General features: G+C 63.9%; 18 protein-coding genes and 1 tRNA gene. 6 read left to right on the top strand and 13 right to left on the bottom strand.

Annotation, left to right across the window (positions count from 1 at the left end; translation table 11 throughout):
- Positions 1 to 12: 12 nt before the first annotated feature.
- The 4 genes from AC3WS4_RS14680 to AC3WS4_RS14695 form a co-directional block, all read right to left on the bottom strand.
- Positions 13 to 1149 carry an NAD(P)/FAD-dependent oxidoreductase gene (locus tag AC3WS4_RS14680; RefSeq protein WP_492739516.1) on the bottom strand — a complete coding sequence of 379 codons (1137 nt, stop codon included), beginning with the start codon at positions 1147 to 1149 and terminating at the stop codon, positions 13 to 15.
- Positions 1146 to 2315 (bottom strand): P1 family peptidase, encoded by a 1170-nt coding sequence (locus tag AC3WS4_RS14685; protein WP_492739515.1) that lies wholly within the window; start codon positions 2313 to 2315, stop codon positions 1146 to 1148. Before AC3WS4_RS14685 ends, AC3WS4_RS14680 begins: the two co-directional genes overlap by 4 nt.
- Before the next feature lie 223 nt (positions 2316 to 2538).
- On the bottom strand, positions 2539 to 3435 hold the full coding sequence (locus tag AC3WS4_RS14690; RefSeq protein ID WP_492739514.1) for a LysR family transcriptional regulator: 897 nt from the start codon (positions 3433 to 3435) through the stop codon (positions 2539 to 2541).
- 509 nt (positions 3436 to 3944) lie between these two features.
- Positions 3945 to 4037, bottom strand: a tRNA-Ser gene (locus AC3WS4_RS14695).
- Between the two features lie 250 nt (positions 4038 to 4287).
- On the opposite strand from AC3WS4_RS14695, the gene AC3WS4_RS14700 reads away from it, so the two are divergent.
- Together AC3WS4_RS14700 and AC3WS4_RS14705 are read left to right on the top strand one after the other, a co-directional pair.
- Positions 4288 to 5052 carry a DUF1134 domain-containing protein gene (locus AC3WS4_RS14700; RefSeq protein ID WP_187139779.1) on the top strand — a complete coding sequence of 255 codons (765 nt, stop codon included), beginning with the start codon at positions 4288 to 4290 and terminating at the stop codon, positions 5050 to 5052.
- Between the two features lie 156 nt (positions 5053 to 5208).
- Complete coding sequence (locus AC3WS4_RS14705; RefSeq protein WP_187139778.1) at positions 5209 to 5373, top strand: hypothetical protein; 165 nt, start codon at positions 5209 to 5211, stop codon at positions 5371 to 5373.
- A gap of 28 nt (positions 5374 to 5401) precedes the next feature.
- Here the strand turns inward: AC3WS4_RS14705 and AC3WS4_RS14710 are convergent, their stop codons facing one another.
- From AC3WS4_RS14710 to petA, 4 genes are read right to left on the bottom strand one after another with little or no spacing between them, the layout of a single operon-like run.
- The gene (locus AC3WS4_RS14710; RefSeq protein ID WP_187139777.1) at positions 5402 to 5956 is read right to left on the bottom strand and encodes an adenine phosphoribosyltransferase; all 555 of its coding nucleotides are present in this window, start codon (positions 5954 to 5956) and stop codon (positions 5402 to 5404) included.
- 23 nt (positions 5957 to 5979) lie between these two features.
- Complete coding sequence (locus tag AC3WS4_RS14715) at positions 5980 to 6789, bottom strand: cytochrome c1 (RefSeq protein ID WP_056350971.1); 810 nt, start codon at positions 6787 to 6789, stop codon at positions 5980 to 5982.
- Between the two features lie 31 nt (positions 6790 to 6820).
- A complete protein-coding gene (locus tag AC3WS4_RS14720; protein ID WP_056350969.1) occupies positions 6821 to 8101 on the bottom strand; it encodes a cytochrome b in 1281 nt (426 codons plus the stop codon).
- 13 nt (positions 8102 to 8114) lie between these two features.
- The gene (gene petA, locus AC3WS4_RS14725) at positions 8115 to 8672 is read right to left on the bottom strand and encodes a ubiquinol-cytochrome c reductase iron-sulfur subunit (protein WP_056350967.1); all 558 of its coding nucleotides are present in this window, start codon (positions 8670 to 8672) and stop codon (positions 8115 to 8117) included.
- A gap of 221 nt (positions 8673 to 8893) precedes the next feature.
- Between petA and AC3WS4_RS14730 the strand changes: the two genes are divergently transcribed.
- Together AC3WS4_RS14730 and hemF are read left to right on the top strand one after the other, a co-directional pair.
- Positions 8894 to 9352 (top strand): tRNA (cytidine(34)-2'-O)-methyltransferase, encoded by a 459-nt coding sequence (locus AC3WS4_RS14730; RefSeq protein WP_492739513.1) that lies wholly within the window; start codon positions 8894 to 8896, stop codon positions 9350 to 9352.
- Positions 9349 to 10209: an oxygen-dependent coproporphyrinogen oxidase gene (gene hemF / locus AC3WS4_RS14735; protein WP_492739512.1), complete on the top strand. Its 861-nt coding sequence runs from the start codon at positions 9349 to 9351 to the stop codon at positions 10207 to 10209. Before AC3WS4_RS14730 ends, hemF begins: the two co-directional genes overlap by 4 nt.
- Before the next feature lie 57 nt (positions 10210 to 10266).
- Here hemF and AC3WS4_RS14740 read toward each other — a convergent pair whose 3' ends face one another.
- The gene (locus AC3WS4_RS14740) at positions 10267 to 11142 is read right to left on the bottom strand and encodes a hypothetical protein (RefSeq protein WP_187139776.1); all 876 of its coding nucleotides are present in this window, start codon (positions 11140 to 11142) and stop codon (positions 10267 to 10269) included.
- A gap of 126 nt (positions 11143 to 11268) precedes the next feature.
- Positions 11269 to 12087, bottom strand: coding sequence for a glycerophosphoryl diester phosphodiesterase membrane domain-containing protein (locus AC3WS4_RS14745; RefSeq protein WP_492739511.1), 819 nt, complete (start codon positions 12085 to 12087; stop codon positions 11269 to 11271).
- A 129-nt stretch (positions 12088 to 12216) separates the two neighbouring features.
- Here AC3WS4_RS14745 and lipB point away from each other — a divergent pair, with 129 nt between their 5' ends.
- On the top strand, positions 12217 to 12870 hold the full coding sequence (gene lipB, locus AC3WS4_RS14750; protein WP_492739510.1) for a lipoyl(octanoyl) transferase LipB: 654 nt from the start codon (positions 12217 to 12219) through the stop codon (positions 12868 to 12870).
- Between the two features lie 9 nt (positions 12871 to 12879).
- Positions 12880 to 13215 carry a hypothetical protein gene (locus AC3WS4_RS14755; RefSeq protein WP_492739509.1) on the top strand — a complete coding sequence of 112 codons (336 nt, stop codon included), beginning with the start codon at positions 12880 to 12882 and terminating at the stop codon, positions 13213 to 13215.
- A 7-nt stretch (positions 13216 to 13222) separates the two neighbouring features.
- Here the strand turns inward: AC3WS4_RS14755 and queE are convergent, their stop codons facing one another.
- The 3 genes from queE to AC3WS4_RS14770 form a co-directional block, all read right to left on the bottom strand.
- On the bottom strand, positions 13223 to 13855 hold the full coding sequence (gene queE / locus AC3WS4_RS14760; protein WP_492739508.1) for a 7-carboxy-7-deazaguanine synthase: 633 nt from the start codon (positions 13853 to 13855) through the stop codon (positions 13223 to 13225).
- Positions 13856 to 13857: 2 nt separating this feature from the next.
- Positions 13858 to 14541 carry a 7-cyano-7-deazaguanine synthase QueC gene (gene queC / locus AC3WS4_RS14765; RefSeq protein WP_492739507.1) on the bottom strand — a complete coding sequence of 228 codons (684 nt, stop codon included), beginning with the start codon at positions 14539 to 14541 and terminating at the stop codon, positions 13858 to 13860.
- Between the two features lie 185 nt (positions 14542 to 14726).
- Complete coding sequence (locus AC3WS4_RS14770) at positions 14727 to 15137, bottom strand: hypothetical protein (protein WP_056350949.1); 411 nt, start codon at positions 15135 to 15137, stop codon at positions 14727 to 14729.
- Between the last annotated feature and the right edge of the window lie 32 nt (positions 15138 to 15169).

Raw genomic sequence — 15169 nt, forward strand, 5'->3', positions numbered from 1 at the left:
CGGCCTTGGGCATCAGACGTACAAGCGTTCGGGCCGGATCTGGCGCGGCTCGACGCCATGTTCGCGAAGCAGTTCGGGCCAGGGAAGGTCGAACAACAGGGCTTCGGCGGCGAGCGCCATCGCGGGCGATGTCTGCAGCCCGTAACCGCCCTGCCCGGCGAGCCAGAAGAATCCCGGCGCGTCGGGCGCGAACCCGGCGGTGGGTACCTTGTCCGCCACGAAGCTTCGCAAACCGGCCCATTTTAGCGCGATCCGGTCCACCGACAATGTCGTCGCCTCTTCGACGCGCCACGCGGCAAGCGCCGTTTCATAATCTTCCGGCTGGGCATCGCACGCCGGCGATGGCGTGACATCCATGGGAGAAGCCAGGAGCCGGCCGGCATCGGGCAACATGTAGAAGCCATCGTCGAAGACCGTCTTGAGAAACGGCCAGTCCGACACATCGAGACCCTGTGGCGGATCAAAGCCGATGATAGTCCGCCGGAGCGGGATCAATCCGAGCGGGCGGACGCCGGCAATCGCCGCGAATTCATCCGCCCAGGCGCCCGCTGCGTTGACGACGATCCGGGCTGCGTAACTCTCCTCCACCGTATCGACGATCCAATCGGCCCCGTCGTGCGCGATACCCGTCACCCCGGCGTGGAAATGTATCTCGCCGCCTGCCGTCCGCAGCGCGCGCGCATTGGCTTGGAGGAGCAGATCGGCGTCCAGCTTGCGACCCCCCGTATCGACCAGTCCGGCAACCGCGCCGCCCGTCCCGACCTTCAGCACGGGGACAATCGCCTGCATCTCAGCCGGTCCCACTTGCGAGATATTGTCAGAAAAGCGTCGCATTTCGGTTTCGAGCGCCGACAGCTGGTCCATCGTTTCGGACGTTGCGAAGAACATGGCCGATTTCGTCTGCCACAGCGGCGGCAGTTCCTCTCCACCCGGCGGATTGGCGAAAAAGTGGCGGCTGGCCGCCGTCAGCCCGCGCACCGCGTCATCGCCGATGCCGAAATGATAGAAGGTCGCGCTGCGCCCCGACGAATGATAGCCAAGCGCGCTTTCGCGTTCGAGCAAGATGGTTTCCGACCGCTGCGCGAATCGCGCCGCCGCCGACACGCCGGCAATCCCGCCGCCGATCACCAATATGTCGACCCGCCTCAACGGACATTTCCCTTCGCCGGCGCCGGGCGCCGTGTCGCCGCCGGTCGATAGCGTGCGATCGCCTGCCTGACCGCCGCGATGTCGAGCGCCTCTCCCCTCGCCGCTCCGGCTTCGGCCGTCGCCTGCCGGTCGATGGTCGTGGCCATCAGCAGCGAATTATAGATTGCTTCCTCGGCCGCTTCCGACACCGCCACGAACAGCGGCGACATCTCGTCATTGGCCAGTTCGGGATAGGCCGCGACACCGGCACGCCGTGCGGCCGTCCGGCGAACCCCATCGGCGGTCGAGAAAGCGATGGCATAGTCGCCGGACCCGTTTGAAAAGGCTGCCCCGGTCCGCGCCAGACCCGCGATCGCGCGATGAGCGAGCCGGGTCAGATTCCGATCGCTGAGCGGCGCATCGGTCGCCACGACCAGAATGATCGACCCGTCGGCCGACGCCCGCTCGCTATGCTCACGCAGATAATAGCGCCCCAGCGCTTTGCCGACGGGAACGCCGTCCATCGTCAGCGTCCCGCCATAATTGGTTTGCACCAGCACGCCGACGCGATAGCCGCCCAGCGCCGGCGGGAGTATGCGCGAACTCGTGCCGATACCGCCTTTCCAGCCAAAGGCCATGGTGCCAGTGCCGGCGCCCACGCTGCCTTCCGCAACCGGGCCGCCGGTTGCGGCCTCGATGGCCGCGATCACGTCAGACCGGCCGATCACCCGCTTGCGGATGTTATTGAGGACACTGTCGTTGGTTTCGCCCACCACCGCATTGACCGACCGGACATGTTCGTTGCCGGGCCGCGTCAGGGTCCAGTCGAGAATGCCATCGATCGCCGGCGCGACGCTCAAGGTGTTGGTCAGGACGATCGGCGTCTCGATCTCGCCCAGCTCGGCGATCTGCGTCGCGCCCGCAAATTTGCCGAAGCCATTGGCGACGACGATACCCGCGGGCACCTTGTCCTGGAAAATATTGCCGCCGTGCGGCAAGATCGCCGTGACGCCGGTCCTGACGTCGGCGCCCTCGATACGTGTCACCTGGCCAACTCGCACGCCATCGACGTCGGTGATGGAATTGAGAGGACCGGGCGCAAATATTCCCGGCGCGATACCAATGTCGCGAGCGTGGACGCGCGGCTGGTCGACGACCTGCGCCGAGGACGATCCGATTCCTCCCATGCCTATCGCAATCCCGGCACCGGCCAGCAAGGCGGCCAGCGTCCCACGCCGCCCTCGCCTCAAGCGATGGCCAAGCCTGCCCAGGCCGGACCATTGGCTGGATACGACCCCGGAAATACCACAAATATCGAAGGACAAGCGCAATGATCCGCTTTGCTGACTGACAGATGTTGCTTGCCTAATCCGCGACGGACGATCCGAACAATATCTATCCGGCGGCGGCCTATAGAAATTTTCTATAGGCCTGAAAGGCGCTTTTCAGATGCTTCAGCAAAACGGTCGCCAATTTCGACGGGGGCCGGTTCTGCAGATAGATGGCATAGACGTTGAACGGGATGGGCGGCTGGAGCGGCTTGAAGGCGATGTCCGGCGCCGCGATTGCTTGTGCCGTAAAACTGTCGACGATCGAGACACCTGCGCCCGACCGGACGAGCGCCGCCGCGACAAAGAAGGTCTGGGACGAGACGACGTCATTCAACATCACGCCGGTCTGGGCGAGTTCCTCGGACAACAGATTACCCATGGGGCCGCTTTTGACTGTGGTTATGAAGCGATGCCCTTCCAGCGCGCTCAGGGGCATGCGCGGCATATCGCATTGAATAGCGCCCGGTTTATAGATCGCGACCAATTCTCCCGTGCCCAGCACGTCGAAGCCTACGGGAGCGGTCGAAGGCACGTCATAGCTGATGACCAGATCCGTTTCCCGCTCGTACAGCTTGCGCACCATGTCGTCGTGATGCGCCGTGTGAAGCTCGAGCGACACGCCCTCATGTTTGGCCAGAAAGGCCGTGACCGCATCCGGAATCGCTCCGAGCCCGAGGGACGGCAGCACCGAAACGCGCAGTGTCCGCCCTTGCCCGAACCGCAGGTTGCGGCTCGCCCGCCGGAGCTGGTCGACACGCTTCTGGACCTCCGCCACCTCCAGGAAAAGCTCGTGCGCATCCTCGGTGGGGACCAGGCGCCCCTTCGTCCGTTCGAATAACGACAGCCCGAGGCTGGTCTCCGCATAACGCAAGATTTTCGTGACCGACGGTTGCGAAATATTCAGCACCCGCGCCGCGGCGCTGACCGAGCCAGTCACATAAACGGCGTGGAAGATTTCAATCTGGCGAAGTTTCACTACGCATCCTGTTGTCGCTCGGACGAATATCGTGTCGCGATGGTTGCCTGACGTGCGAACGGCAAATTGATTGCGCATTCAAAATGAACGCGAGCACTTACGCTCAGCTCCACTAGCCCGCCGGGCGAGTACCAGCAAGGACATGTCGCCGGGTTAAATCCGGCTTGGCGGATATAGTCGATGACGGTGAAATACGAATGTCCGCTTTCAAGGCACCCTGCCAATCCTCGTCGAGCACCGCATAACCGGACTCAATCTCCGCGAGGCCCCATGCAGGAGACGACCCGGCAGGGCATGGCCCGCGCGCTGTTCGGCAAGTCGATCGCGGCGAAACGCTGGCGGCGCGAGAATCCTCCTGCAAACCGCGCACCAAGCGGCTCTTCAGGCCGCACGCCGTCGCCTCGCCGAGCCGCGTAAAGACGTCGCGGACGAGCGAATCCGAAAAGCTCTGGTTTTCTGGGAAAAGCTCAATCTCTGTGGACTGAGACGGACCCCTGCGGAAGGGTAGGTGGCGGAGACGGAGGGATTCGAACCCTCGGTACCGGATTTACCAGTACGACGGTTTAGCAAACCGTTGGTTTCAGCCACTCACCCACGTCTCCGCATGGTCTGTCGCGCTAACGACAGGCTGGCTTAGGCGGGTCGCTATAGCCAGCCGCCTCGCACCCCGCAACGGCAAACATTGCCATTTTTTTGCACCCGAGCATCGGATCGGCGCCGAAATCGATTCGGCCTGGCGCAAAATCGACTCAGGTCATCGCCGGTTCATTGCCCGCCGGCCAATTGGAGTCATGGTAAATACTGCCCTGCGGCGCGATCGCGCGTCGCCGGCCCGGAATTTGGGGGAATATCATGCGTCAGTCGCTTTCCAGTCTCGCCTTGATGGCCATCGCTTCGATCGGCCTCGCCGTGTCGCCGCTACCTGCGGCGGCGCAAATGACGCAGATCGATCCCAACAGCGCGATCGATGCCGATCTCGACAACCCGGCCCCGCCGCCGCCAGCCACCAGCACGACGAGCGGCGATACGTCCTATGACAGTGATCTCGCGACCGGCGATCAGGTAACCTCACCCGACACGGCGGCGACCCCGACCACCGGTCCCGAAGCTGCGGCGACGAACGCACCCCCGGGCTCGACCTACAAGAAGGACGATCTGATCGGCGCCGCTGAGGGCGTGTTCGGTAAGGGCGCACAGGGCCTTGCCGGGCTGATCGAGGACATCCTCAAGAAACAAGGCGAACCCAATGCCTATATCGTCGGCCGCGAAGCCGGCGGCGCGCTGGTGCTTGGCGTGCGCTACGGCTCGGGCACTTTGTTCCACAAGATCGAGGGCGAGATGCCCGCTTACTGGACCGGCCCGTCGATCGGCTTCGACGCGGGCGCCAACGCGGGCAACACCTTCGTCCTCGTCTACAATCTGTTCGACACCCAGGATCTCTACAAGCGCTATCCGGCGGGTGAAGGCGCTGCCTATCTGATCGGCGGCTTCAACGCGTCGTACCTGCGCCGTGGTGACGTGGTGCTGATCCCGATCCGCGTCGGCGTCGGCGCACGGTTAGGCGCCAATGTCGGCTATATGAAGTTCCGCAAGAAGCAGAACTGGGTCCCCTTCTAAAAAGCGCCCTTCCCCCTTGGACGCTTCGAACGCCCGCGCTGAAAGGTGCGGGCGTTTTGCGTAGGACAAGAGTCGTGATAGCCAAGTCCGATGCTCCCACCTTCACGGCTTTTCAAATGGGGAATTTTCCTCGTCCTGATTGCGATCATCCGGGTCGTGGCATTTCCGGTAATCGAGCCGGCCAATCGCAACGATCCGGGTTTGGCGCTACAATTCTATAAATATTCGGTGCTGATCTGGGTTCCTGCCGCCATATTGCTTGCGCTCTCGGCCATCTTGCCACTGTGGGCGCGCATTGTGCGCTGGGCCGAGGGCGGCTAAACGGCCTCGAAGGTCCGAGACCAACCGCCTAATCTCCGTCGAAGGCGATCAGCGTCTCGCACGCCAGTCCGGCCGCCGTCAGCCGCTGCGACCCACCGAGATCGGGCAGGTCGATCACGAACATCGCGGCAGCAACCTCCGCCCCGGCATTGCGCATCAGTTCGGCAGTGGCGAGGATCGTGCCGCCGGTAGCGAGCAGATCATCGACCAACACCACGCGGTGGCCGGGCAGCACCGCGCCTTCGTGCAGTTCGAGCCGGTCGACGCCATATTCGAGTTCATAATCGACCCCGATGGTGACGCCGGGCAGCTTGCCCGCCTTGCGCACGGGCACGAGGCCCAGCCCCATCGCGGTCGCCATCGCGGCGCCGAACAGGAAGCCGCGCGCCTCGACCGCAACGATCAGGTCAGGCGCATGGCTTGCCGCGCGAACGGAAAGACGCCGCACGGCTTCGGAAAAGCCGGCGGCGTCGCCGATCAGTGTCGTGATGTCGCGAAACTGGATGCCCGGCTTGGGAAAGTCGGGAATGGTGCGGACCAGCGACGCGAGGTCGAGGTCCGGCTGCGGCGGGAGGGCGATCATGGGACGCGCCCTCCCTAGTCCGCTCAATGCTTCTTGTCGGCCCAGATGTTCCGGTACGACAGATAGGCGAGCACGCTGAACATCGCCAGGAAGATCACGACGGCCCAACCGACCTGCACGCGCTTCACCAGCTTCGGCTCGGCGGTCCAGACGAGGAACGCGGTGACGTCCTTGGCCATCTGGTCGACCGTCGCCTTGGTGCCGTCGGCATAGGTGACCTGGTTCGGAGCCAGCGGCGGCGCCATCGCGAGATTGAGGTTCGCGAAATAGGGGTTGTAGTGCAGCCCGGTGCCCGGCTTGAGTTCGGCGGGCAGGTTAGCCGGCGGGTTCTTGAACCCGGTCAGCAGCGAATAGACATAGTCCTTGCCGCCTTCGCGCGCCTTGGTGATCAGCGACAGGTCGGGCGGCAACGCATTGTTGTTCGCCGCACGCGCCGCGGTTTCATTGGCATAGGGCGACGGGAAATAATCCGACGACAGCCCATCGCGGGTTGCCGGTTCGCCGGTGTCGGGGTTGATCGACGGAACCTGGAAACCCTTGGCGAAGGTCTTCACCTGGCCTTCGCTGTAACCCAGCGCCTCGATGTCGCGGAAGGCGACGAGGTGCAGGCTGTGGCAGGCCGAGCAGACCTCCTTGTACACCTGCATGCCGCGCTGCAGCTGCTGCTTGTCCCAATGGGGCAGCAGGCCGTCGCTGGCGAGCTTCAGATGCTTGGGGTGTTCGTGAAACTTGTGGGCGACATTCTCTTCATTGCTGAGCGGCGTCGTGAGAATCGCGAGCACCAGCGCGGCAATGAAACCGAGGCCGACGAGGAATCCGAGCGGACGAACCATGGCTGTATCAGCTCCTATTAAAGTCCGGCGCTCAGGCCGTGGCCGCCGACGGCGTGTCGGCATGCTTGGCGAGAACCGCCTCGGTGATCGAATTCGGCATCGGCAACGGACGTTCGATGCGCGACACGATCGGCAGGATCACCAGGAAGTGGGCGAAATAATAGATCGCACCGATCTGGCTCATGATCACATAGGGCTGTTCGGCCGGCTGCATGCCGCAGAAACCCAGGATGAACACGTCGATCACCAGGACCCAGAAGAACCAGCGATAGATCGGGCGATAGGTCGACGACTTGACCGGCGAGCTGTCGAGCCAGGGCAGGAAGAACAGCACCGCGATCGACGCGAACATCGCGATCACGCCCCACAGCTTCGCGTCGATCCACAGGAAGTTGAAGGTGAAGGCCTTCAGGATCGCGTAGAAGGGCAGGAAATACCATTCGGGAACGATGTGCGCCGGGGTCGAAAGCGAGTTCGCCGGGATATAGTTGTCAGCATGGCCCAGCATGTTCGGGCTGAAGAAGGTCAGCGCGGCGAAGATGAGCAGGAAGATACCGAGTCCGAAGCCGTCCTTCGCGGTGTAATAGGGGTGGAACGGGACGGTGTCCTGTTCGTCCTTCACTTCGATGCCGGTCGGGTTCGACGAACCCGGGATGTGCAGCGCCCAGATGTGCAGGATGATGACACCCGCGATCACGAACGGCAGCAGATAGTGCAGCGAGAAGAAACGGTTGAGCGTGGCATTGTCGGGGACGAAGCCGCCGAGCAGCCATTCGCGGACCGGTTCGCCGACGAGCGGTATCGCCGAGAAGAAGCCGGTGATCACCTGCGCGCCCCAGAAGCTCATCTGGCCCCACGGCAGCACATAGCCCATGAAGGCGGTCGCCATCATCAGCAGGAAGATCACGACGCCCAGCAACCACACCATTTCGCGCGGCGCCTTGTACGATCCGTAGAAAAGACCGCGGAAGATATGGAGATAGACGACGATGAAGAACATGCTCGCGCCGTTCATATGCGCATAGCGGATGAACCAGCCGGCGTTCACGTCGCGCATGATATGCTCGACCGAATTGAAGGCGACGCCCGCATTGGCGGCATAATGCATCGCCAGCACGATGCCGGTGATGATCTGAATCGCCAGCGCGGCGCCGGCGAGGACGCCGAAATTCCAGAAATAGTTGAGGTTGCGCGGCACCGGATAGCCGGCACCGATCGCGTTGTAGACGAGGCGCGGCATTGGCAGCTTCTCGTCCAGCCACTGCATCAACGGATGCTGCGGCTGATATTGCTTGGCCCAGGGAAAGCTCATCTTATCTCGCTCCTCAGCCGATCGTCACGACGGTGTCGCTGTCAAAATTATAAGGCGGCACAACCAGATTCTTGGGTGCCGGACCTTTACGAATGCGCGCCGCGGTGTCGTAGTGCGACCCGTGGCACGGGCAGAAATAGCCGCCGAAATCGCCACGATTCTCGCCCTCAGCAGCGCCGAGCGGCACGCAGCCCAAATGGGTGCAGACGCCGAGCGTGATCAGCCAGTTTTCCTTGCCGGGTTTGGTCCGCTGGTCGATCGTTTCCGGGTCGCGCAGGTCACCCAGCGGCACCGCTTTCGCCTCGGCGATTTCCTTGGCGACCAGGTTGCGAACGAACACCGGCTGCTTGCGCCAGCTCGTCTTGATCGCCTGGCCCGGCTGGATTGCCGAAATATCGATCTGGGTCGTCGACAGCGCGAGCACGTCCGCCGACGGGTTCATCTGGTTGACCAGCGGCAGCACGACCGCGGCCGCACCGACCCCGGCAAAGCTGACCGCTGCGATGTTGATGAAATCACGGCGGCGCACCCCGTCTTCGATTCCGGCGGTGTGTTCGGTTTCACTGGCCATTCGATTGCCCTTGTATGGCTGAACTGACAATTTCCCCGGGCTGAGGGCCACCCTGATTGCGCGCGCACGAAATGGCGCGCCCCGGCGGCCCCTCCGGGAATTGCGGGCCTGATAGCCGCACAGTCGGGGCTTGCCAACAGGCAATTTCCGCTTCTTTGACCGGATCATGTCGCGGTGCCGAAACGCTCGATTTGCGACGCCGCGCGCCCTAAGGAAAGCGCATGGAAATCGCCCTGTTTCAGCCCGACATCGCGGGCAATGTCGGTACCACGCTGCGCACCGCCGCCTGTTTCGGCGTGCCCGCGCATATTATCGAGCCGTGCGGCTTTCCCTTCTCCGACGGCGCGCTGAAGCGTGCGGGCATGGATTATACGGCGCGCGCCAATGTGCGGCGCCACCCAGACTGGGGCGCGTTCCGGATATGGTCGCAAATCGGCGGCCAGCGGCTCGTGCTCCTGACGACGACGGGGGCGACGCCCCTGCCCCGGTTCGATTTCACCGCAAGCGACATCCTGCTGTTCGGATCGGAAAGCGCGGGCGTCCCGCATCATGTCCATGCGGCGGTGACCGCGCGGGTCGCGATTCCGATGTGCCAGGGCTTTCGCTCCTTGAATGTCGCGGTCGCGGCTGGCATCGCGCTCGCCGAAGCGCTTCGGCAGACGAAAGGTTTTCCCGCATGATTTCGCTCGATCCCCAGCAACAGGCCGCGCGCGACTGGTTCGAATCGCTGCGCGACCGGATCTGCGCCGAATTCGAGGCGATCGAGACCGAAGCCGGCAGCGACGCGCGCTTCGCCTATACGCCGTGGGACCGCGAGGCCGAAGGACTCGACTCCGGTGCAGGCGGCGGCGGAGTGCGCGGGGTGCTGACCGGCCAGGTGTTCGAAAAGGTCGGGGTCAATGTCTCGACCGTCGGCGGCCAGTTCGCCCCCGATTTCGCCGCGTCGATCCATGGCGCGGCCGAGGACCCCAGTTTTTTCGCGACCGGGATCAGCCTCGTCGCGCATATGGCGAACCCGCATGTTCCCGCTGTGCATATGAACACGCGCTTCCTCGTCACGACGCGGCGCTGGTTCGGCGGCGGCGCCGACCTCAATCCGCCGATTCCCTATGCCGAGGACACCGACGCCTTTCATGCCCGGCTGCGCGCCGCCTGCGCGCCTTTCGGTCCCGAGGTCTATGAACGCTATGCCAAATGGGCCGAGGATTATTTCTATATTCCGCACCGCGGCGTCCATCGCGGCGTCGGCGGCATATTCTATGACCATCTCGAAACCGGCGACGATGCCGAGTTCGACCGCAATTTCCAGCTGACCCGCGCGGTCGGCGAGGCCTTCCTCGATATCTTTCCGCAGATCGTGCGGCGACGCATGGGCCTGCCCTTCACCGACGCCGACCGCGAGGCGCAGCTCATCTGGCGCGGCCGCTATACCGAATTCAATCTCGTCTACGATCGCGGCACCCTGTTCGGGCTCAAGACCGGGGGCAATATCGACGCCATCCTGATGAGCCTGCCGCCACTCGCCAAGTGGAGCTGATGCGAAAAGGGCGCCCCGTTTCCGGAGCGCCCCTTCTTTTGCTTTGATCGGCTCACCTCAGGCGAAAACGTCCGGCGAACCCTGCACCCCGATGCAGCGATAGATGCCCGCCGGCATCGACACCGACACCAGAACCACCGGCACATAGATGACCAGCGCCATGATGAGCGCGCCGATCATCGCGCCCATGCCCGCGTCGGGCGTCATCATCGCGCTCGCAACCCCGCCGAAGACCATCGAGACGATGAAAAAGAAGACGAGAAAGAGGAGGATCATCAGAAAATTGAAGCCGACGATCGTCCATTGCGATGCGCTCGTCAGGCGCCACGATTCGGCGAAGGCCGAAAAGGGATTCGACGAACGGTTCACCGCCATCACCGGGCCGGCGGCGGTCAGGCGACCGAAGAACCAGAGGAAGAAGACGATCAGCGCGACATAGAAGATCACGCCGAACAGAATGAGTCCGGCCGATGCACCCCCAGTCGCGAAACTCTCCAGCGACATGCCGCTGGCACCGAAAATGCCGAACGCCAGCAGGCCGACGATGAACAACACGATGTAGAAGACGATCATCAACGCGATCTGCACGACGAAGTTGGCGAGCATCAGCGCGGCGCCCGCGCCCAAGCCCCAGCCGATATCGCTGGCAGGCTCACCGCCGACCAGTCCCGTCCGCCAGATCAAAAGGCTCGCCGCATAGACGATCGTCCCGGCGATGAAACCGAACAGAATTATCGACCCGAAGGCTCCGAATGCGGCCGACGGATCGCCCTGCGCCATCATCATGGTCATCATCGCATTGCGCAACAGCAACCAGCCGAGCAGGCAGGCGATCACCACCGCGCCACCAAGCCACAACAGCATCTGCATCCAATTGGTCTTCAGAAACCCGAAGGTCTCCGAAAAAGCGGCACCGATACTCATCTTGACCATGATTTTCCCCCTTTGTTGAACCTGTTCCTTGTTCCTTTTTGTGCGCCCAATGTCCCTCATTAGCGGGCCGTCGTCCGGTTTGCGATCACTTCATGACGTCACGGACAAAGGCCTCTTGCGTTTCCCTCAGGAAAATATGGCGTTGCCGCCGGTGAGCGCCAACTGACGGTAGGTCGCGGCGCTGATCGCAGCCGAGACGATGCCGCCGACCGCCGCGACGCCGCCTTCGACGAATCCGGTCAGCATCCGTCCGATACCGTCACCGGTCCCCACGACCGCGCCGATCACCCCGCCGAGGAGCAGTGCGACGATGATGATCACGAGTGTGACGAGAAACAGAAAGAGCGCAATCCGCCAACCATTGCCCTTGGTCAAACGCCAGCTTTCCTGGATCGCGACGACCGGATTATACTGGGTGCGATCGGCAACGACCGGCGAGGTCACCGCGAGCCGCCCCCACAAATAAGCGCAGATGCCGATGATCAACAGCGCGCCGACGAACAACAGCAGCGCGCCGACGGCGCCGCCCCCCGCCGCGATTCCCGGCATGATCGCCAGAACCGCGATCAGGCCCAGCCCGACGCCGAGGATCAGTTGGATCGCGATCATCGTCGGGATCATCTTGAGCGCGAAGACGAGCGCGTCGCCGACGCTGGTGCTGGTCCGCGACAACCAGAGGCGCAGGATACCGACCCCGCCGATCGCCGAAATCACGCTGACGAGCAACTGATACGGCACGGCCTGCCGCGCGCTTTCGCGAAACGTCATCATCATCTGGTCGAATGTCGCGCCAGCGGCGGGCTCGATCGGGACCGGCCCGAACCAGGCGACCGCGAGCGTCGGCAGAAAGAGGAAGACGGCGGCGATGGTGCCCGTCAATACGCTGTGCGACCGCAGCAGGACCAAGCTGTCTTCCCACGCCGCGCCCATGTCGAATTTTGGCATCTAAATCCCGTCTCTGGTTGACCCGTTGACGCGGGAGACTGGCGGTCTTGCTCCCCGATGTCCAGCCATGTTAACGATTTAGCGCGCGCCCCTTGCACTCGCTCGCGCGTGGGAGCAGGAGGCGGCACGATGAGCCATCTGCCGCCACCTCTATGGACCGTTTCGCCGGGCCTGAGCGATTATCCCGCCGCGCTCGCCGACCTGGAGGCGCGCGCCGCGGCGATTTTCGCGGGCGAGGCCAGCGAGCGCATCTGGCTGCTCGAACATCCGCCGCTCTACACCGCCGGCACCAGTTCGGATCCCGCCGAGCTGCTCGACCCGCGTTTCCCGGTCTATGACGCCGGGCGCGGCGGGCGCTACACCTATCACGGCCCCGGCCAGCGCGTCGGTTATGTCCAGCTCAACCTTTCCAAACGGGGCCGCGACGTGCGCGCCTATGTCTCGGCGCTCGAAGGCTGGGTGATCGATGCGCTTGCCGAATTCGGCGTCGCGGCACGCCGCGCCGAAGGCCGCATCGGCATCTGGACCGACGACGAAAATGGCCGCGAGGCCAAGATCGGTGCGATCGGGGTGCGCGTGAAGCGCTGGGTGACGATGCACGGCGTCTCGATCAACATCGCGCCCGACCTCTCGCATTTCGGCGGCATCGTGCCGTGCGGGATCGCCGAATTTCCGGTGACCAGCCTCGCGGCGCTCGGCAAGGCGGCAAGCTTCACCGAGGTCGACGCCGCGCTCGAACGCGCGCTTCCGGCCTTTCTCGACAAAATTTCGGCCAGCGACTAGGACATGTCCATGACCCGCATCATCCTCCCCTCGCTCCTGATCCTCGCCCTCGCCGCCTGCGGCAGCGAACCGTCGGGCAAGACGACGACCAAGCTCGAAGCGGTCGAGGTCGAGCCGGGCACGATCAGCGATTCGATGATCATCCTCGACGATGCGAGCGGCGACGGCACTGCGGTCGACAACAGCGTTCCCGACGATGGGACGGCGAAGCCAGCGACAAAGAAGGATGAGCAAGCGGCCGACGAGGCCGACGCCGAAGAGACGAGTGGTGAAGGCGAAGCGATCACTGTCCCCGTCGGCAAGAAGGCCGACACCCCGGCGCCTGCCAAAAAGGCCGGCGAATAGCGCTGGGTTAGCGCAGCCCCAAACTCTTGTGCGCCTGGAGCGACAGACGCCAGCGCGGGTCTTCCATCACCAGTTCGATGCACGCCTGGACATTGGCAGCGGCATTCGGATCGTCGAGCGGCTGCACCAGCAGATGCCCGAAATCGAGCGTCGCAAACCGTGCAACGTCGCTGCCCGGCTGCGGCCATACCAGTTTCAGTTCGTCGCCGCTCGTCTGCACCAGTTCGCTGCCCGCCTTCGGGCTGATACAGATCCAGTCGATGCTGCGCGGCACGGCAAAAGTCCCGTTGCTCTCGATCGCGATGATGAACCCCTGCGCGTGTAGCGCGTCGATCAGCGCATCGTCGACCTGCAGCATCGGCTCGCCGCCGGTTAGCACGACATAGCGGTCGGCCTCACCCTCGCCCCAGCTCGCGACGATCGTCGCGGCGAGCGCCGTCGCGTCCTTATACTTGCCCCCCAATGTGCCGTCAGTGCCGACGAAGTCAGTGTCGCAGAATTGGCATATCGCCTTGGACCGGTCCTTCTCGCGACCCGTCCACAGATTGCAGCCGGCGAAGCGGCAGAAAACCGCGCGGCGGCCTGCCTGTGCGCCCTCGCCCTGCAGCGTCAGGAAAATCTCTTTGACCGCGTAGCTCATGGTCAGGCGTAGCGCGTCGGGTCGGCGAGCCCCGCATCGGCAAAACCCTTGCTGCGCAACCGGCAGCTGTCGCACGCGCCGCAGTGCAGCCCCTCGGGGGTCGGGTCGTAGCACGACCAGCTCATGCCCGCGTCCATACCGAGTCGCGCCGCCTCGGCGGCGATATCGGCCTTGGTCATATGCTGGAGCGGTGCGTGGATGCGGAAATCGACGCCCTTGTCGCCGTCGCGCGTCGCGAGCCGCGCCAGTTTTTCGAAGCCCGAAATGAATTCGGGGCGGCAGTCGGGATAGCCCGAATAGTCGAGCGCATTGACCCCGATGACGATGTCCTGCGCGGCCCGCGCCTCGGCGAGGCCGAGCGTCAGCGACAGGAAGATCAGGTTGCGTGCGGGCACATAGGTGACCGGCACCTCGTCCCCGACGCCGTCCTTGGGCACCGCGATATCATCGGTCAGCGCCGAGCCGCCGAAGCGGCGGAGGTCGAGCGGCAGCACAATATGCTCGGCCGCCCCGACATAGTCCGCGATGCGCGCGGCCGATTCCAGTTCGACGCGGTGACGCTGATTATAATCGATCGTCAGCGCGACGATGCGCGCGCCGGCCTCTTTCGCGAGGCCCGCGCAAACCATCGAGTCGAGCCCGCCCGAGAGGAGGACGATCAGCGTTTTTCCGGCTACGTCTTGCATCGGCGCCAGATAGGCCCGCGTCGTCGGGCGTGCAAGTGCTGCGCTGCACCAAAGAAACGGGCCGCATGACAGGTCACACGGCCCAGTTCGGCATGAAAGCCGTTAGGGAGAAGGACACACATCGGTGCGTCGTGACACCCGGCTTAGCGGCTTTTGGTTAACGGATTGTTACGGCAGGGTGCGGCTCAGTTCGTGCAGGCGCCGCTGCGCCGTGCCTCATAAGCCTGCGAGAAAGGCTTCCCGTCGGCGATTCCTTGCGTGTCGATCTGGACCAGGCGGTTCGTCTCGGACCGGATCGTGGTGCGGCCGTGGCCCGCGCCTGGACAGGTGTAATGCACCGTTACCGACTTAGGCGTGTCCTCGATGACATAGCGCGAGCAGTTCGCGCGCGGGTGGTAGATCTGGATCATCCGCCGCGCGTCGCCGAAACACATCGTCTGGGCGACGGCGTTGTTGCCGCGCTCGCGCAGCTGCCAGCTGCCCTTTTCGAGGCCATCGAGCATCGCCAGCGACGGCGCCTGCGCGGGCACCGCCGTCGCGCCGGCCAACATCGTGGCCGCAAGGACCCATTTCATCGGGGGAGAGAAGATCGCCATGTACACCTATCCAACGATTGCCCCCGTCGCGG

The organism is Sphingopyxis sp. EU05-FHT14B03 (assembly GCF_058790875.1).

Excerpts from the sequence above, each read along its gene's own strand:
- AC3WS4_RS14685 (WP_492739515.1), bottom strand. The coding sequence starts at position 2,315 with ATGGGAGGAATCGGATCGTCCTCGGCGCAGGTCGTCGACCAGCCGCGC.
- AC3WS4_RS14700 (WP_187139779.1), top strand. The coding sequence starts at position 4,288 with ATGCGTCAGTCGCTTTCCAGTCTCGCCTTGATGGCCATCGCTTCGATC.
- AC3WS4_RS14710 (WP_187139777.1), bottom strand. The coding sequence starts at position 5,956 with ATGATCGCCCTCCCGCCGCAGCCGGACCTCGACCTCGCGTCGCTGGTC.
- AC3WS4_RS14715 (WP_056350971.1), bottom strand. The coding sequence starts at position 6,789 with ATGGTTCGTCCGCTCGGATTCCTCGTCGGCCTCGGTTTCATTGCCGCG.
- AC3WS4_RS14720 (WP_056350969.1), bottom strand. The coding sequence starts at position 8,101 with ATGAGCTTTCCCTGGGCCAAGCAATATCAGCCGCAGCATCCGTTGATG.
- petA (WP_056350967.1), bottom strand. The coding sequence starts at position 8,672 with ATGGCCAGTGAAACCGAACACACCGCCGGAATCGAAGACGGGGTGCGC.
- AC3WS4_RS14730 (WP_492739513.1), top strand. The coding sequence starts at position 8,894 with ATGGAAATCGCCCTGTTTCAGCCCGACATCGCGGGCAATGTCGGTACC.
- hemF (WP_492739512.1), top strand. The coding sequence starts at position 9,349 with ATGATTTCGCTCGATCCCCAGCAACAGGCCGCGCGCGACTGGTTCGAA.
- AC3WS4_RS14740 (WP_187139776.1), bottom strand. The coding sequence starts at position 11,142 with ATGGTCAAGATGAGTATCGGTGCCGCTTTTTCGGAGACCTTCGGGTTT.
- AC3WS4_RS14745 (WP_492739511.1), bottom strand. The coding sequence starts at position 12,087 with ATGCCAAAATTCGACATGGGCGCGGCGTGGGAAGACAGCTTGGTCCTG.
- lipB (WP_492739510.1), top strand. The coding sequence starts at position 12,217 with ATGAGCCATCTGCCGCCACCTCTATGGACCGTTTCGCCGGGCCTGAGC.
- AC3WS4_RS14755 (WP_492739509.1), top strand. The coding sequence starts at position 12,880 with ATGACCCGCATCATCCTCCCCTCGCTCCTGATCCTCGCCCTCGCCGCC.
- queE (WP_492739508.1), bottom strand. The coding sequence starts at position 13,855 with ATGAGCTACGCGGTCAAAGAGATTTTCCTGACGCTGCAGGGCGAGGGC.
- queC (WP_492739507.1), bottom strand. The coding sequence starts at position 14,541 with ATGCAAGACGTAGCCGGAAAAACGCTGATCGTCCTCCTCTCGGGCGGG.
- AC3WS4_RS14770 (WP_056350949.1), bottom strand. The coding sequence starts at position 15,137 with ATGGCGATCTTCTCTCCCCCGATGAAATGGGTCCTTGCGGCCACGATG.